Origin of the sequence: Streptomyces sp. MZ04 (assembly GCF_004684775.1) — a bacterium.
In the GTDB taxonomy this organism is placed as follows: domain Bacteria; phylum Actinomycetota; class Actinomycetes; order Streptomycetales; family Streptomycetaceae; genus Streptomyces.
The window spans coordinates 1-16296 of record NZ_SRIC01000189.1 but is presented as its reverse complement, the minus strand read 5'-3'; the positions used below and the strand labels follow the sequence as shown (position 1 = coordinate 16296).

17 protein-coding genes, 1 tRNA gene and 5 pseudogenes are annotated in these 16296 nt (G+C 68.6%); 19 read left to right on the top strand and 4 right to left on the bottom strand.

Going from position 1 to position 16296, the window contains the following annotated elements; all coding sequences use genetic code 11:
• From E2651_RS44235 to E2651_RS29875, 5 genes and pseudogenes are all read left to right on the top strand, one after another.
• A pseudogene (locus tag E2651_RS44235) lies at positions 1-550 on the top strand (hypothetical protein); the annotation flags it as partial.
• Positions 551-973: 423 nt separating this feature from the next.
• On the top strand, positions 974-1285 hold the full coding sequence (locus E2651_RS29890; protein WP_135334369.1) for a trypco2 family protein: 312 nt from the start codon (positions 974-976) through the stop codon (positions 1283-1285).
• Positions 1286-1298: 13 nt separating this feature from the next.
• Positions 1299-2216: a serine protease gene (locus tag E2651_RS29885; protein ID WP_167828931.1), complete on the top strand. Its 918-nt coding sequence runs from the start codon at positions 1299-1301 to the stop codon at positions 2214-2216.
• Positions 2217-2398: 182 nt separating this feature from the next.
• Positions 2399-2815, top strand: a complete 417-nt coding sequence (locus E2651_RS29880; RefSeq protein WP_348541677.1) for a nuclear transport factor 2 family protein — start codon at positions 2399-2401, stop codon at positions 2813-2815.
• Between the two features lie 368 nt (positions 2816-3183).
• Positions 3184-3714 carry a GNAT family protein gene (locus E2651_RS29875; RefSeq protein WP_135334366.1) on the top strand — a complete coding sequence of 177 codons (531 nt, stop codon included), beginning with the start codon at positions 3184-3186 and terminating at the stop codon, positions 3712-3714.
• Between the two features lie 407 nt (positions 3715-4121).
• Here the strand turns inward: E2651_RS29875 and E2651_RS29870 are convergent, their stop codons facing one another.
• Positions 4122-4754 (bottom strand): alpha-ketoglutarate-dependent dioxygenase AlkB, encoded by a 633-nt coding sequence (locus tag E2651_RS29870; protein WP_135334365.1) that lies wholly within the window; start codon positions 4752-4754, stop codon positions 4122-4124.
• A gap of 103 nt (positions 4755-4857) precedes the next feature.
• On the opposite strand from E2651_RS29870, the pseudogene E2651_RS46210 reads away from it, so the two are divergent.
• The 8 genes and pseudogenes from E2651_RS46210 to E2651_RS29840 all read left to right on the top strand — a co-directional run.
• Positions 4858-5172, top strand: a pseudogene (locus E2651_RS46210) (helix-turn-helix domain-containing protein); the annotation flags it as partial.
• A complete protein-coding gene (locus E2651_RS44230) occupies positions 5063-5554 on the top strand; it encodes a hypothetical protein (protein ID WP_167828929.1) in 492 nt (163 codons plus the stop codon). The pseudogene E2651_RS46210 and the gene E2651_RS44230, both read left to right, overlap by 110 nt.
• Before the next feature lie 66 nt (positions 5555-5620).
• Positions 5621-5971 (top strand): hypothetical protein, encoded by a 351-nt coding sequence (locus E2651_RS29860; protein WP_135334364.1) that lies wholly within the window; start codon positions 5621-5623, stop codon positions 5969-5971.
• Between the two features lie 45 nt (positions 5972-6016).
• Positions 6017-6383, top strand: a pseudogene (locus E2651_RS29855) (hypothetical protein).
• On the top strand, positions 6380-7093 hold the full coding sequence (locus E2651_RS29850; protein WP_135334363.1) for a nucleotidyl transferase AbiEii/AbiGii toxin family protein: 714 nt from the start codon (positions 6380-6382) through the stop codon (positions 7091-7093). The pseudogene E2651_RS29855 and the gene E2651_RS29850 overlap by 4 nt, the downstream one beginning before the upstream one ends.
• Before the next feature lie 186 nt (positions 7094-7279).
• Positions 7280-8026 (top strand): hypothetical protein, encoded by a 747-nt coding sequence (locus E2651_RS29845; protein WP_135334362.1) that lies wholly within the window; start codon positions 7280-7282, stop codon positions 8024-8026.
• 144 nt (positions 8027-8170) lie between these two features.
• Positions 8171-8320 carry a hypothetical protein gene (locus tag E2651_RS44225; RefSeq protein ID WP_167828930.1) on the top strand — a complete coding sequence of 50 codons (150 nt, stop codon included), beginning with the start codon at positions 8171-8173 and terminating at the stop codon, positions 8318-8320.
• Positions 8321-8330: 10 nt separating this feature from the next.
• Positions 8331-8406: transfer RNA gene (locus E2651_RS29840), tRNA-Trp, on the top strand.
• 98 nt (positions 8407-8504) lie between these two features.
• Here the strand turns inward: E2651_RS29840 and E2651_RS29835 are convergent.
• Complete coding sequence (locus tag E2651_RS29835; protein ID WP_135334361.1) at positions 8505-9128, bottom strand: DUF6000 family protein; 624 nt, start codon at positions 9126-9128, stop codon at positions 8505-8507.
• A gap of 541 nt (positions 9129-9669) precedes the next feature.
• On the opposite strand from E2651_RS29835, the gene E2651_RS29830 reads away from it, so the two are divergent.
• Entirely contained in the window at positions 9670-10224 is a 555-nt protein-coding gene (locus E2651_RS29830) for a hypothetical protein (RefSeq protein WP_209446283.1), read from the top strand.
• Positions 10225-10249: 25 nt separating this feature from the next.
• Here the strand turns inward: E2651_RS29830 and E2651_RS29825 are convergent.
• A pseudogene (locus E2651_RS29825) lies at positions 10250-10798 on the bottom strand (transposase); the annotation flags it as partial.
• A gap of 536 nt (positions 10799-11334) precedes the next feature.
• Between E2651_RS29825 and E2651_RS29820 the strand changes: the two are divergent.
• The 4 genes from E2651_RS29820 to E2651_RS29805 are packed head-to-tail and all read left to right on the top strand — an operon-like array spanning position 11335 to position 14095.
• A complete protein-coding gene (locus tag E2651_RS29820; protein ID WP_135334360.1) occupies positions 11335-11472 on the top strand; it encodes a lasso RiPP family leader peptide-containing protein in 138 nt (45 codons plus the stop codon).
• 33 nt (positions 11473-11505) lie between these two features.
• Positions 11506-13407, top strand: coding sequence for an asparagine synthase-related protein (locus E2651_RS29815; RefSeq protein WP_135334359.1), 1902 nt, complete (start codon positions 11506-11508; stop codon positions 13405-13407).
• On the top strand, positions 13404-13667 hold the full coding sequence (locus tag E2651_RS29810; protein WP_135334358.1) for a lasso peptide biosynthesis PqqD family chaperone: 264 nt from the start codon (positions 13404-13406) through the stop codon (positions 13665-13667). Before E2651_RS29815 ends, E2651_RS29810 begins: the two co-directional genes overlap by 4 nt.
• Entirely contained in the window at positions 13664-14095 is a 432-nt protein-coding gene (locus E2651_RS29805) for a lasso peptide biosynthesis B2 protein (RefSeq protein WP_135334357.1), read from the top strand. Before E2651_RS29810 ends, E2651_RS29805 begins: the two co-directional genes overlap by 4 nt.
• On the opposite strand, the gene E2651_RS29800 is transcribed toward E2651_RS29805, so the two are convergent.
• A complete protein-coding gene (locus E2651_RS29800; protein WP_135334356.1) occupies positions 14083-15960 on the bottom strand; it encodes an ATP-binding cassette domain-containing protein in 1878 nt (625 codons plus the stop codon). The genes E2651_RS29805 and E2651_RS29800 overlap by 13 nt on opposite strands.
• 77 nt (positions 15961-16037) lie before the next feature.
• On the opposite strand from E2651_RS29800, the pseudogene E2651_RS45560 reads away from it, so the two are divergent.
• Positions 16038-16259, top strand: a pseudogene (locus tag E2651_RS45560) (hypothetical protein); the annotation flags it as partial.
• Between the last annotated feature and the right edge of the window lie 37 nt (positions 16260-16296).

The window sequence follows — 16296 nt, the reverse complement described above, 5'->3', positions numbered from 1 at the left end:
CCGCGTCCGGCACAAGGAGCAGCGCCCCGCCCCGGAGCAGCGCGGCACCCTGGCGCTGATCGGCGTCAGCGCGATCTACGTGGCCCGCATCCAGATGGCCGTGCTGTACTTCCAGTCGTGCGTGGCAAAACTCCCCCACGCCGAATGGGCCGATGGGACCGCCCTGTACTACTGGGTCAACAACGACGCGTTCGGGGCGGCGGGCTGGCTGCGCCCCGCGCTCAACACCGTCGTGCAGAGCCCGGCAGGCGTCGCCGCCATGACCTGGGGGCCACTCGTGCTGGAGATCGCCCTCGCCGCCGCTCTTCTGATGCCTCAGAAGGTGCGCTGGATGCTGCTGCCCGCCGGTGCGCTCTTCCATCTCTCCATCGCGGTGACCATGGGCCTGTGGAGCTTCGCCCTCGCCATGTGGGGCGGCCTGCTCCTGCTCCTGGCACCGCTCGGCCACGACCCGGACATCAGCTCCATGCTCCGCAAGTCGCTCCGCCGAACCAGCCCGCCGGAGCCCACGCCACCACGTGAGTCGGCCAAAGAAGGCGTTCCAGCCTGACCGCGAGGAGCCGGTTCTCCCGGATGCGTTGCCTTCCTCCAAGGCACGGTCACGATCGCTGTGTGTGTGGGGGCAGTGCCATCACGACGCCTTCGCGACCGCTAGCGCGAGCCCACTCTGTGGCCGCAGCAGAGAGCAGCACATCCGCCCGCAGGGCCGCACCCCGAAAGGCACGACCCCAACTGACATGCATGTTTGCCTAGTTCAGCGACCTACGCTGAGGAAGCCTCTTCACATTGCCCCCGCACATCGGCGGCTCCGCTACGACCTGCACGAACGGACCGATACCGAGCCACGATCCAGCGTGGAACCAGCAACCGGCGTCACCGGCCAGATTCGGTGGCCATCTGCACCATACACAGAACCCGCCACACCCTGGTGTGTAGCATCTGATCACCGCACTTGCGCCACCAGGGGGGTCTTGTGATCGAGCTGTCCGACATGGTCCGCGAGCTGCGACGCCAGCTGGCCATAGCCCTGGCGGACAGTGAGGGCGAAGCGGTCCGCTTCGAACTGGGGCCTGTGGAGCTAGAGGCCACCATCGCGGTGAGCCGTGAGGCAGGCGCGGAGGCCAGGACCCGGCTGTGGGTCGTCGACGCGGGGGCGAATGGCAAGTATGCGCACGCCCAGACGCAGCGGGTCACCGTCACGCTCAATCCCACGACCGTTGCGACGGATGGAAGCCCAGCCCGACCGGTCCTGATCGCGGGCGGCGAGGTTGACAACGAGCGCTGAGCAGGACGAGCACGTGGCCGGCAACCGCGCCCATGTGGTCGACCGAGGTCTACAGGCACACTGCGCCGTCGAGGTCCTCGTCTCGCTACCCAAGGCGGGTACGCGGCGCCGCGGTTCGGGCTACCTCGTCGCACCGGGCAGGATTCTGACCGCTGCCCATGTCGTCGACGGTGCCTCGCAGGTACTGGTGCGCTTCGAGGCGGACCGGCCCCAGGAACGCACCATCAAAGCCACCGTGAGATGGCAGCACTCAGGGATCGACGTCGCGGTACTCGTTGTACCCCACACCAACACCCCGACTGTGTCCTTCGGACAGGTGGGCGAGCAAGACGCGGTGCTGCGCTGCAGCGCACTCGGCTTTCCACGCTTCGGCCGCATGCTGCGCCTGCGCGGCTCTGGCGGCGACGGCGGCTCGGATATGGGGCTGTACGCCCACAGTCGGGGTTACCTCTTCGCACACGAGACGCTCTTCGCCGCGGCCCAGGCGCAACTCGGGCCCGATATCGACACCTATTGGGAACGTCTGCACACATGGGCAGAGTCGTACGCCTGCAAGGGCTGGCCTCCCGGTACCCCTGCGTACCTCCTCCAGCCCTACGGGAGGCTGCTCGCGCAGCTCCATGACACGGGCCGCTCCACTGCTCTCGCTACGGATGTACGCCGTCACATACGAATGCGCGAGGTGACCGGCAGCGACGCTGCGTGCCTCGCCGAGATCGCCGCCGCGCGCGCAAGCGCACGACGCTGCGCCCCCGACGACCTTGGCACCTTGGCGATGCTGGCCGCGGCCGAGGACCTTGTGGCCCGACGCAACGAAGCACTGCACCCAGACATTCCCGCTGTCTACGCCCGACTGGGGCACACGCGCCGCGCGATGGGACTGGCGCGCAGTGTGTTCCTGCCCATGAACCGTTCGCGGGCTCTGCAATAGAGTGCGGTCAAGAGGGTCTCCAAGTCGGGCGTCACAACCGGATCTTGGGGGCCTTCGTCCGATCAGCAGCCCCAAAGTCCTGAAGTTCTGGCCCAGCGCTCGAATGTCGTCACACGTTGACTGAACGGAGTCCAACAGCAATGCCGGACACAACCTCGGCCAACCTCGGCCCTCGTGAGGTCTTGGCCCGCTACCAGCAGGCAATGCTCGACAAGTCCGCGGACGACCTGGCCGATCTGTACGCGGTCGATTCCGTGCACGAGTTTCCTTTCCTCTTCCCCGGCATGCCTGAGCGCTACCAGGGACGCGAAGAGGTCCGCGCGGGCTATCGAGCGGCCTGGGGTGCAAGCCCGGCGCAACCAAAGGAGATCCGCGAAGTCGTCGTGCATGAGAACACCGACGCGGAGGTGATCGTCGTCGAGCAGATCGTCTCCGGGACCGTGACCACGACCGGCCAGTCCTTCAACTTTCCCGGCATCCTCGTGATCCGGATCCGGAACAGCCAGATCGTGCATGTCCGCGACTACATGGACGGGCTCGGCGTGGCTCACGCGATGGACCGACTGACCGCCGTGGCCGCCAGCCTCAGCAACCTCTGACATGCCCGCCCACCGGGGTCGTTGCCGCACCGACTGGTCACCCGGTCTGAGCCAACTCCTCCTTGCCCCACGCGACGAGGGACAAATGCACGTACCCGGTGACGCCCGTCCGCTTCATTGTGACCTTCACCCACGTTCCGCCGCGCCCCGCCCAACCGTGCGCGGTGCTTTTCCCGTCCCTATACGCGATGCCGAGCACCACAGCACTCTTACGGCTCGGTCCGCGATTGATGGTGGGCGTAGCTCCGTCTCGGGGGCAGCTGATCTGGGGTGTTGCAACGACCGTTGATCAGCCCGGGGTGTTGTGATGTGCGGTGCTCGGGGATATTCGCTGGTCGCTGCTTGCTGGTGGTGTTCATACTGCCGCAATGGATCCGGTGACTCTTGAGACCGACCGTCTGGTGCTTCGGGCCTTCACACCGGCCGACGTGGATGCGGTGTACGAAGCCTGCCAGGACGAGGACATTCAGTTCTGTACGCCGGTGCCGGTGCCGTACCGGCGTGCGGACGCGGAGAAGCGCATCGGCGAGGAACTGTCCGCGGGCTGGGCCACGGACAAGAACTACACCCTCGGCGCCTTCCGTAGGGACAGTGGCGCCCTGGTCGGCTCGTACTGCCTGTTCATCATCAGTCCGGGCGTCTACGAACTCGGTTACTGGGCGGTCAAGGACCAGCGCGGACGCGGGTACTCGGTGGAGGCCGCTCGGGCCCTGTGCGACTGGGGCTGGGCCACCCTCGACGTCCACCGCATCGAGTGGTGGGCCATGGTCGGGAACACCGGCTCGCGTGCCGTCGCCGAGAAACTCGGCTTCACCGTCGAAGGGACTCTGCGCAATCGCGGCATCGCCAACGATGGCAAGCCGCACGACTGGTGGGTGGGCGGACTGCTGAGGCCCTGATGCTCGGGCCGGTGCTTCGCCGGCTGCGTTTGCTCTTCTGCAGGGACGTTCCCAGCTCGGACAGTTCCCGCAGCAGACCCACACCCATTGATCATCGGCGGGCAGCCGTGCCGTGGCAGTGGCCGCACGGGTTCTTCGAGTGTGACCAAGAAGTGGGCCACCGCACCGCACCCGGGGTAGGCCGCTTCCTGGCGGCACCGTCCGCGCCGCGAAGGCCACCGCATCGTCGGCCAAAATCACCTCCTGAACCACCACGGACGGCCTTCATTCCAGCTATCTGTGACGCCACGTCACCGCCCCAAGAGCGCGGAGTCCCGCGTGTAGGCCCCGGTGTCCTAGTGCCGCATCAGGAATCGTCCGCCCTGTTGAGAGTGTGGGCAGACGGTCTGGTGATGGTTCGGCGGAGGCTACTGGCCGGGGTGGAGCAGAGTACGAAAGGTCACCGACACGCGTCGGCCGCGTGGGACGCGGCCGGTGGTTCCGGGGTCGCTCTTGCGTGCGGCGATGGCATGGCGCCAGGTGTAGCGGGCCGGGCCGGTCATGACCAGCAGGCTGCCGGGTGCGAGCGGTACTGCCAACTTCGCTCCGTCCTCAGGATTGGTGAAGTCCATGAGGCATCCGGAGCCCAGTGAGATCGCGGCGATGACCGGACCGAAGCAGGGCAGGCAGTCGACGTGGGCGCTGATCCCCTGACCCGGCTGGTACTCGTTGACGATCACCTGCTCCGCCTCCTGGCCCATCAGGCCCTCACTTGCGAGGCGGGCGGCCGCCTCTCGGGCCCATGCGGGAAGCGGTCGCGCGGCTGCCTGCCGATCGCCTGCCACGCTGCGGCGGCCGTAGTCGTAGCGGTGGCCGTAGTGCTGCACTCGCCGCTTCAACTGTGACGACCACTCCGCGGCGTCGATGTCTGAGAGCAGGGCCTGGCAGGCGTCGGGGGTGAGCCAGTCGGCGATGTACTGCAGTCCCGGCACCGCAACGGAGGGCTGCGGCCGGGATATGGGATCGATGCCCAGGGAATGCTGGCCGGAAGTCTCAGACATACCCCGAACAGTAGCCAGTCGTGCGCCATGTGTCCGCGAGCGGAGGAGGCCGAACACGCCGGTTTTACGGCCACGGAGCGGAGGGCTCCGGGAAACTGTGCGGATGGCTGAACGGGTGCGGGTCCGGGAGATCGATGACGACGAAGGGCGGCGCCTGCTGCGGATCGTGCGCCGGGGCACCGGGTCGGTGGTGACCTGGCGGCGGGCCCAGATGGTGCTGTTATCCGCGCAGGGCATGGCCGTGGCGAAGATCACCGAGGTGACGTTCACCAGCCCGGACCGGGTCCGCGACGTGATCCACAACTTCAATGCCGACAGTTTCGACTCGCTCTACCCGAAGTACAAGGGCGGCCGGCCCAGGACCTTCACCCTCCCCGAACGCCGGGAGATCAAGAAGCCTCGCCCGTCTCAACCTGCGCGCGGCCACGATCAGCGCGGCCATCGCCGCCCTCATCCGCGACGCCGGCAACCCTGCACTCGACGACCGCGTACGCGCCCTGCACGCCGAGCTCGACGACGCGGGCCTCACTTCCATGACGCCCACCCTCGAACTCGCCGCCGCCTTCCGCCAAGCCGTCCTGAACGACCACGACGGGCTGAGCGCCACCATCTCCCGCCTGCGCGAACTCACTGGCGGCGGGGATTACGCCTACTACGTCGACATCGCATGCTTCATGGCCGGCCTCCCGCTCCCCGCCGATCAAACCGCCCCTCAATGGCTCGACGGCGAACGGGCCACCCGCGCGCGGTGGCACAACCTCGTCTCCACTCGCCGCGAGGTTCTGCGCACCGGCCGCTAAGCCCCGGTTGGCAGAACTGCATGCACACACTGGCCAATCCAAGACCCTGAAGAGGAGCACACAGTGGTGGACGTTTGGATCTACGTGGCCCCAGATCGGCACAACAGCCTGGAGCTGGTGCGTGCCGAATCGGTGCTCCACATCGAGCAGAGCGAACGCACCCATGGCGTCCGCGTCGACCGTCAAGCGCTCGACTCGAGTCTCGTTGTGGCTCATGCCGTTGGAGTCATCGATGAGCCGCCGCTGCCAGAACACTTCGCGCTCGGGCTGGTCCAAGCCCTGGAGCAGGCACGCAGCGAAGCAGAACAGGAAGGGCGCGATCGCGCGGTGACAGCACGGCTCACGCCCGGCCGACTCTGGGAGTGGGGCATCTTCCGACTCGATGAACTGCCCCTCAGCTGGCGCACGCGAAGCTGAGGCGTGATGGTGACCGCCAAAGGCCCCGCGGGTGATACTGAGGGCATGGCTGTTTCGTCCTCATCGTTTCCGGTGCCAGACGCCTTCGAGGTGCTGTGCGAGCAGTACGCGAAGCGTCTACCGGCCAGCCTGGCGGACCTGGTGGGGCCCCGTCGCGGCGCGGTCGAGTTGCCTCTGCACGTGGCCTGGTCGGGCCGCCGCTCCTAACACGCTGGATCAGCCCCGGTCGCGGATGGGTCTGTACCGCACCGTCCTGGCCGAAGGACAGCACCAGGACCTGATCAACCTCCTGAACCGGGACCTGCTGACCGCTCAGTGGCCCACGCTGCGGACCTTGATCAGCCGCCCGCTCCGCCACACCTGGGAATCGGCCTTCCCTGAACTGGCCTCCGCCGGGGCCGCTGCCGCGTGAATCTGAGCGACCTGCAGCGCCGGCTCCTGGCCGACGTCCTGGCCATCGGTACGCCCTACCCGCTGGTGATCACCGGGGGATACGCGGTCCAGGCCCACGGCCTGGTCGACCGCCTCAGCCAGGATCTGGACGTGGCCACCGAGAACCCCTCTCATATGGACGAGATCACTCGCACGGTCAGTGACGGCCTCGCCCGGCGCGGCTGGCATGTCCGCCAGATCGAGACCAGCCCACTCTCCGGTCGGCTCATCGCCGCCGACCCTCATACGGGCGAGGAGTGCGAGATCGACATCCTCAAGGAGGCTTTCTGGTCCCCGCCGACCACGACCGAGCTCGGACCGGTCCTCGCCCTCGACGACGTGATCGGCACCAAGGTCCGCGCACTCGCCGATCGCGGCGCGGTCCGCGACCTCATTGACGTCCACGCCGCCTCCCGGCTGCGCACCACCGCCGACCTCGAAACGCTCGGCCGCCGCCACGCCCGCTACGAATTCAGCCTGCATGAGCTGCGCGACCGCCTCGTCGGTGCCGAATGGTGGGACGACGAGGACTTCGCCGACTACGGCCTGGATCCCGCCCGGGTAGATGCCCTGCGCACGTGGGCCTTGGCCTGGGCCGGGGACCTTGATATCCGGCTGCACGGCGAGGAAATCCCCCGGGCGAAGACTGACCTCTCATACGCACACGCGGTCTTCAGCGGCCGTTCTTGAGTTAGCTCAGGATCTCCTGACAGAGGATTCCCCGTCAGGAGATCCTGACGGCTGCACGGCTGGAGAGTCGGTTCCGAACTCCCTTGGCCTGGTCGGCTCGTCACACTCACGCCGTCTGGAGGAGGCCGCCCCTGGTGCACCCACAATGGGCCGCACAGAGGTGTCGACGGATAGGGGTGTCGGGGGATGGGTGAAGTGAAGGCGGCGCTGGTCCAGGAAGATCTGCGGGTCCGGGTGGTGCGCCGTCGAGTGCGCACCGGTAAAGGGGAGTTGACGATCGTGCGGCCCGAGCCCCGGCTTCGGTGCGTGGCCCTCTATCGGCAGAATGACGACGAATGGCGGATGTCCGTGGACCGCCCCGACGGCAGGCGCCTCGCCGCGCTCTTCTTACTGGCGGCCCGTTCCAGCCACTCGCTCATCCACCTGCCCACCCGCAGCGCGGCCCTGGCGCCCGCCTTCGACGACGAGCACGAGGTGCCCTTCGATCTCGTACTGGCTCCCCGGGCACTGCAGTTCCGCCCAGGGCACTGGAAGCGGCTGCGTCAGTTGGCCAGCTCCAGAGCCAACACCGGCAGCGTTACCAGCGTCTCGCCCCCACTCACCGATCTCCCCGAGTCGGGCCCCGAGATGCCGCTCGGTCTCTGGCCCTACCAGTACCGGGAACTGATGGCGCGGCAGCAGCGCGAGCAGCCCTCGAACTGGCAGCGGCCGCCCCGAATACAGGACCAGAACCGGGCCGAGACCCTCTTCCTGACCGGTGATCCGATGGACTATCGGGCGGCGGCCAGGGATCTCGTCGACCTGACCGTATACGGCCCTCCGCACGCGCAGGTCGGGCACTTCATCCCCGGTGGCTGCTACTACCACATCTGCCGGGACCTCGGGCCCTGGGACGGGGCCCACGTCGAGTACGCCCCGTCCTGGGTACGTTGATGCGTTAGTGCCGTGTCAGTCCGTTCGACATCCTCGGTGAGGACTCGCCGACATCAGTCACAGCGGCAACAGCGAGGGAGTACTCAGGAGCATCGGCACGGAGGACCCGGGGGGAATCCGTCCTACGCTGTCGAGATCGTGCCCATGAGGGGGAGCACGAGGGAGGCCGGCCAGATCATCAACCTGTACCCGGACGACGTCTGGGCCCCCACGTCCCGCTGGGTGCTGTCGATGGGCGCGGGCATCTCCTCCCGAAATCCCGTGGATCCCCAGGTGCCGGGCGTGGCAAGCTGACGCCGGTCGAAGGGGTGTAGCTCAGAGGCCAGAGCGCCGGTCTCCAAAACCGGATGCCGCAGGTTCGACTCCTGCCACCCCTGCCACTGATCACATGTCCGGGTCGTCCACGCCTCGGCCACCGCCCGCGGCTAGCGGCGCGGTGATTCGTCGACCGGTCCGCTGCCCCGGGTCCGGGCCCACCTCATGTTCTGTGGGCGGTGCAGTGACGGGCGCTTTCCTGCGCGAAGGAGCAGAACCGGGCCATGTCCTCCTGGTATTCGGCGGGCTCCGACTCTTGTTTGGCGGGCGGTCCGTGTACCCACTGCTGCCAGGGGCCGTTCGGTGTGAGGAAGCGGGCCACCCGGTCGGTGCCGTGGGTGGCGTCGAGGTGGAGGAGGGCTCCGAGTGCGGAGGACTGGTCGTAGTCCAGGTCGGGTCGGGGCAGATAGCGGTCGAGGTAGGCGGCCAGCAGGTCGGCGTCAGCCTCGGTGCCGAAGGTGGCCAGGGTGATGCAGTACGCGTGCCCGGCGTAGCCGGCCTCGCTGGCTAGAAGGAGCTCGCCCAGCCGCGGCCGGAAGTCGGTACGGCCCGCGATCGCGATCAGCCAGGCTGCGGTCTTGCGTTCGCGCCAGCCGCTGTCGAGGAGGAGGCCAAGCTGGTGGGGCGATATGGCATCTGCCGCTCGGGCCAGCTCCCGCGCGAATTTGGTTCGTTCGCGCTCTTTCAGCCGGAAGATGCTGTAGCGCAGCCGTAGGTAGCGCTGGCCGGCGGCGACGTAGTGGCGGCGCAGCCGCCTCAGTTCGGGATCCTCAAGGTCGTGGCGCATGCCCAGCATCGTGCCCTACAGGCCGTGTCAGGCTAGGGCGGAGGGGCGAGCAGGTCCCACTCCGTCGCATCGCTCTACCGGGCCCTCGCCGAAGCCGAGGAAGCCGACGCAGCGGCGTGAGTCCCGTAAACCCTCTGGTCACCAGCCATGCGGTGGGGCGGTGATAACCGCTCAGGCCTCTCAGTCGCGGCTGAAGCATGGGCCCATCAACCCCGTCTCGGAAGTGTCTTCGCTCCAACCGGCGAGACACGTGCAAAGCTCATCGGCGGCATCGGGAGACGGAAGCCGGGATTGTGAGCACCCACAGGGCACCTCTGTTTTATGTCCCCTGGTCGCCCGGGGAATCCGGTTGGTCGATCGAGCTGGCCAATGAGCAGGGGGCGGTCTGGCTCATGCGGCAGCCGGGCCAGAAGCTGGTGCTGGTCAACTTGGTGCAGGAATACCGGCAGAATCCGATGGGTGCAGTTCCTCTGAAGGGAAGCAGCCGGTAGGTCGGTGCTGATCGGGGTGTGTCCGGCTGGATCCCTCTCTACCGTGGGCGGTGGAGGAGGCGATCCTGATGGGCTCGTTGTTCGAGGAGTTGGAGGCCCGGGAGGCGACTGCCCGGGTGCGGGTGGACGAGCTTGAGGAGCAACTGGCCGAGGTGACCGGCCGGTTGGAAGAGGCTCGGGAGAATCTGGGTCGGTTGCAGATCGCCCGGGAGACGGTGTTCGAGGTGATGGCCGAGATGTCGGCGGATACCTCTGGCGCGGTGGATGTGGAGCCGGCAGCCGTCGAGGCGGACGAGACTGAGGAGTCGTCTGCGTACGCCGGAGCCGAGCGGCAGATGGTGGGGGTGCTGGCGGTGCCCCACTGGCGGCCGGGGATGGACACGAGTGCACTTCCGAAGATCTACCGGGACAGCGTGGAGGTGGTCCGGGATGCGCCGGGGCCGGTGCGGGCCAAGCAGGTCGTGCCGAGGATCGGGCTGCCGGCCGAGGTGGGGAAGATCGAGGGGACGCGGGGGAAGTTGAAGCGGCTGGTCGCCAGGGGCTGGCTGGCCGAGGGCGATCCGCACCCTGCAAGGCAAGCCGGCCCAGTCGTGGACCCATGCTGAGCTGGAAGAACACCTCGAAGAAGCACACCGCCTGCGACACGATCCGGTGGTTCACCCGCGCCTTGCAGTAAGTCGCGTCCAGGAACACGTAGGGGAACACGGTGTGATCCAGCGGCCGTTCCTTGAACGCGGACAGTTCTTCATCGAGTTCGCCGCAGATCCTGGACACCTCAGACTTCGAGATCCCCGAGTCCGCCCCCAACGCTTTGACCAGGTCATCGACCGACCGCGTCGAGACGCCGTGGACGTATGCCTCCATCACCACGGCGAACAGGGCCCGGTCGATCCGGCGCCTTCGTTCCAGCAGCGAGGGGAAGAACGATCCGGTCCGCACCTTGGGGATCTTCAGGTCCAGGTCGCCGGCCTGGGTGGTCAAAAGCCTGTCGCGGTGGCCGTTGCGCCAGGTCGTGCGCTCGCTCGAGTGCTCGCGTGGGCCGGCACCGATCACCTGGGTGGCCTCCGCCTCGATGAGCTCCTGCAGGATGTGCTCGCACAGCGCCCTGATTGCCTCGACTCCGTCGGCCGTACGTATCGACTCCAGCAGCCGCATCAGGTCAGACTGGGACAAGGCCATCGCGTCCTCCTCGGTTGAACTGGCCGTTCACCAAAGAGACTTGCGCGATGGCCTGCCTCTGCTCAGGGAGCAGTCACCGACAGCGGATGCACGCCCCGAGCAGACCCCCGCGCGTTCCAGAACCCAGACCGGCTACACCACTCGGCGGGACACCATCGCGGCGGGTGCTTCTGGCGTTCGAAGACCAGTGATCCTGATGGAAAGCCCGCCGCGAAGGGGCAGCTGCAGCGGTTCGGTGCACGCGCGCCGGAGACTGCCGCGTCAGGGGGCCGACCGCACAGACGGACTCATCGGTAGGGGCACGGCGTTTCCTCGCGTTCCGCTTGATGTGCCCGCACGCCTCCGAGCTCTCCCTGGCACCCTCCGGCCGCTGGCGTACACGGCGCCGTCCCGTCCCTCTTTTGAGGGCGGAAATCCTCTCACTTCACTCCATAGGATGGAGGATGACCTCGGTTGGCATAACGCCGAAGTGCCACGGGCAATTACCGCCCCGGTGCGGATTTCGCACCGTCGGTAAAAGTGGAAGAGGAACCTTCATGGAGCAGTACGAGGTGTACGAACCGCCGGCCATGGTGGAAGTCGGTGACTTCGTCGAGCTGACCCGCGGCGAGGCCCTGGGAGCGTACTACGAGGGCGGGTTCCCGCCTTATGAGTGGTACCTCGGCCCCAACTGATCTGAGTCCGAGACCACATGACGGGTGAGTGCCATGAGCGGTGACGTGTGGTTCACGATCCTTCCGGACGGTGAATCGGGCGTGGCCGCGGCGCGGCTTCTGCGCCCCTGGGCCACAAAGGCCATCACCCACCACTCCGGTCGGCCGTGGCTGCTGGGCAGTTGGCCGGATGGACAGGTGACGGTGGGAGCCGCAGGGGCGCGGCGAGTCGCGGTGATCGGGCGCTGTCCAGTCACCGCGGACGCGCTGTCCGTGCGGGCGGGTCAGCTGCGGGACATCGGGGACGTTGAGCGGATCGCCCACGGTCTGACCGGAAGTTTCCATCTCCTTGCCTCCGTCGGCGGTTCGGTTCGTGCCAGGGGGAGCGCGTCTGGGGTGCGGCGGCTCTTCCACGCGCGCGTGGGCGGGGTGACGGTGGCCGCCGACCGTTCGGACCGGCTCGCCGGCGTGATCGGAGCGGCCCCCGACGAACGGCTTCTGGCCGCCCATTTGCTCTCCTCCCCGCTGCCTTACCCGCTGGACGATCTGTGTGTGTGGCAGAGCGTGCGAGCCCTGCCGTCCTGCGACGCGCTGCTGATCGACGCCGACGGGCGGGCCCGCACACAGCCGTGGTGGACCCCGCCGGAGCCGCGGCTCCCCTGGCAGGAAGGCGTGCCCGCGGTGCGCGCGGCGCTGGCCGCCGCGGTGGATGCCTGCATGGCCGACGGGGGCACGGTGAGCGCGGACCTGACGGGCGGCATGGACTCCACCAGCCTGTGCTTCCTGGCCGCCCGGGAGCAGGAGCCCTCCCGACAGCCCGGAACGAAGCTGGTCACGATGCGCTGGCAGAGCCTCGACCCGGAGAACGACGACGCCGCCTGGGCCGCGCGGGCCACCGCCGCGTTGACCGACATCGAGCACGTCACGCCCGCCCAGGACCAATGGCCGCACTGGTACAGCGACTTGACGGCTCTCACCGGTGACGCCGTGCCCACCGACGAGCCGGGTCCGTGGGTGCGCGACGGCGCCCGGCTGGCGGAGCAGTGCCGCCTCATGACGGTCCGGGGATCGCGGCTGCACCTGATGGGCGGCGGCGGAGACGAACTGTTCGGCACGTTCCCTTCGCACCTGCACGACTACGTCCGACGCCACCCCCTGGCCGCGTACTCCCGTATCCGTACGCACCGTGCCTCCCAGCACTGGCCGCTCGGCCAACTGCTGCGGCAGCTCGCGGACCGCAGGACCTTCGGCCAGTGGCTGACCGCCTGGGCGGAAGACCTCACCGCGCCGCGACAGCCGTCACCGGCCATGGCCCGTCGCGCCCCCTCGACGGCGTGGGGCGCGGACCTGCTCATGCCGCCGTGGGCCACCCGGGACGCGGCCGAGGCCGTGCGGAGTCTGATCGAGGAAGCCTCCGCCGGCGCCGAGCCCCTCGCCCCCGAGCGCGGCCAGCACGCGGCGCTCGCGTGCGTACGCACCGGTGGGCGCGGCCTGCGCCTGCTGGACCAGGTGACCTCCCGCCAAGGACTGGGGCAGGCCGCGCCCTACCTCGATGACGAAGTGATCGAGGCGGCCCTGGCCATCCGCGTGGCCGAGCGCAGCACACCCGGCCGGTACAAACCGGTGCTCGCCGAAGCGGTACGCGGCATCGTGCCCGACGACGTCCTGAGACGGAACACCAAGGGCGAGTACAGCACGGATTTCCACGTCAGCCTGCGCCACAGCCGCGCCGGACTTGTCGAGCTCTTCGACGACTCGTGGCTCGCCCGCGCAGGACTGATCGACGACGCCGCGATCCGCGCGTCCCTGCTCGGAGTGCACCCCACCCCGGAGGGACTGCGCTCCCTCAGCTCCAGCCTGGGCAGCGAGATCTGGATCCAGGCCCGCTCCACACTCACCCGCCCGCCGAGCACCGCCACCACCCCCATCACAGCTGTCACCGAAGGAGCACCGTGAGCCTCACCCTGCGACCGGGAGTCTGCACGACGGACACACCGGACGGCATGGTGCTCCTCGATGAAGTCACCGGCCGCTACTGGCAGCTCAACCGCACCGCCGCGCTCGTCCTGCGCAGCCTGATCGACGGCCGCGAACCACCGGACACGGCCCGCGCGCTGCGCGACGCCTACCCCAAGCTCACTGCGGAGCGCGCCGACGCTGACACGGCCTCGATCACGGACGAACTGCTCGCGGCCCGTCTGGTGGTGCCTGCATGAGCCAGCCGATGGTGACCGCGACTCACGACCGCCTGCCCCTGCGCCGCCGTCCCCCTGCCCTCCTCGCCACGGCCGCCGCCCGGCTGATCGTCACCCTCAAGCCGCATCGCATCCGCCGCGTCCTGTCCGCGGTCCGCCGCGGGTCCGCCCCCGCCACTGCGGAAGAGGCCCTCGCCGCACGTCAGGCTGTCGTTGCGCTCAGTGCGCGCTGCGCCGGGGAGGGCTGCCTGCAGCGTTCCGTGGCCACCGTACTGCTGTGCCGCATGCGCGGAGTCTGGCCGGACTGGTGCACGGGAGTGCGCACATCGCCGTTTCGCGCGCACGCCTGGGTGGAGGTCGACGGCCTCCCGGTGGGCGAACCGCACCAGCCAGGCGCATACCACCGCATGATGGTGGTGCCGGGCGTACGGGATGATCAGCGGTCCTGACCCAGCCGGTACAGCTCGGCGAAGAGCCCGTCGTGTGTCATCAGGGTCGGGAAGTCGCCCTCTTCACGGACCCGGCCGCGGTCCAGGACGACGATGCGGTCCGCGATCCGGGCGTTCTCCAGGCCCTGGGTGACGAACACGGCGGTCTTGCCGACGGCGAGCTCCTTGAACCGGCGGATCACCAGGTACTCGGCGCGGGGGTCCATCGCGGAGGTGGGTTCGTCCAGCATCAGCATGGTGGCGTCACGGTAGAAGGCCCGCGCGACGGCGATACGTTGCCACTGCCCGCCGGACAGGTCGGTGCCGCCCCAGTGCGAGCCCGCGACCAGAGTGTCCAAGCCGTGCCGGACGCTCTGGATGACACTGTCCGCGCCAGCCGCCCGGGCAGCCTCAAGGAGGAGGGCGTCGTTCCCGGAGCGGGGCTGGCCGAGATGAATGTTGGCGCGCAGGTCCATCGGCCAGCGGGTGTAGTCCTGGGGCACAAGGCCGACCTTCGCCCACACGCTCTGCGGGTCGGCCTCGGCCAGGTCGATCCCGTCCCAGCTCACCGTGCCGGCGGACGCGACGCGTAGCCCTGTCAGCAGAGCGGACAGTGTGGTCTTGCCGGACCCGTTTTCGCCGACCAGCGCGATGAGTTCGCCGCGACGCAGGGTAAGGCTGACACCGTCGACCGCCGGTTTCGTAGCGCCGGGGTAGGTGTAACTCACGTTCTCGGCGCGGATCTCAGCGGGCGCGCCGGGTGGGATCGGCAGGCAGCCGCGGATGGCGCGCAGCTCAGCGGCCCGTTGCAGGAACGCCTGCCAGTCCTCCAGATACAGGCTGGTGCGGAACAATCGGGCGGCGGCCAGGACCAGCGACGTCAGCGCGCCCGTGGACGTACGAACGGCGATGACAGCTGTGGCCGCCAGCGCGAGATCCATCCGTCCGCTGGCGGCCAGCCAGCCGAGCGCGGCCCAGGCCGCCGCGAGCATCAGGCCGCTGACTCCGGCGCCGAGCAGAGTTACGCGCAGCACGCGCGGGGCGGCCCGGCGGTGCGTGGCCTTGATCCGGTCGGTGATCTCCTGATACCAGTCGGCCAGGAATCCGGCCATGGTGGTGGCCCGAACCTCGGCCGCGGTGCGTTGGTGAGTGGCGTAGTGCCGTAGCAGGTAACGCAGATGGCTGTCCGCGATGTTCTGGTGGTCGGCGCGGTGCTGGATGCGCGCGGTGGTGACAGCCGCAGCGCCCTTGGGGACGACCGCGAGCAAGAGCAGCGGCAGCAGTACGGGATGGAGCAGCGTCAGCACCGAGGCGGCCGCGACGAGCTGGCCGAGTGCGGAAACCAGTGCCTGAGCGTCGCCGATCAGGTTTTCGGTCGCCTCCGCACCGCGACCGGCGGCCTGGAGCCGGTCGGCGAACCCCGGACTGTCGTACGCCTCCAACTCCACCTGCGGGGCGGCTGCGAGGATCTGCAGGTCCGCCCCGGTGGCAACCTCGGGCCCAAGCCGCGCGGAGGCATAGACCGACATCGCGTCGGCACCGGCGCGCACCCCCGCAGCCACAGCGACCACGATCAGCGCGGGAGCGGCCGCCGCCACCCTCTCGCCCACCTGCCCGCCCTGGAACAACTGAGCCAGCGCACCCGGAAGCGCAGCCAGCGCAACGGCCGAGCCGACGACGACGGCCAGCTGGCAGCAGGCCAGCAACACCATCGCCCGGCGGTCGGCGGCCCAGCCCAGACGAGCAGCAGCGGCGAGCGTGCGGGGCAGCCTGGCAGCCATTCGCCACCAGGAGGCATCCGCGATGTCCTCAAAACGGGCATCGCCACGGAGGCCGACCTGTTGCGGAGAGCTGCCGGACGAGGAATCGGAAGAAATCGGCGCCATGCGCCTCATACTGCTGCGCTCGCCAGGGCCCGGCGGAGCAGAATTGCCTGAATTCCCCCGCAAGGGGAGCGAAATCCCGGGAGACTTTGCTCGAGCGCGTCTGCGAGTACGAGCAGGCGGCGACAGGGCAGGTGGAGAAGCTGCGCGTCCAGTTGTCCCGAGCGGAGCACTTCGCGACCACTCTCCGCAGCCGCCTGAGCAGACCACGAGATGGTGTCCCGCCGAGTGGTGTAGTCAGTGGAGCTCGTTTGGTTCCGCTTGTGCGGGGATCTGTTGCTGCGGGGCTGGCTTGTCGGTGAAGAGTTCGGCCATGGAGCCCTCGGAGAGATAGCGGCG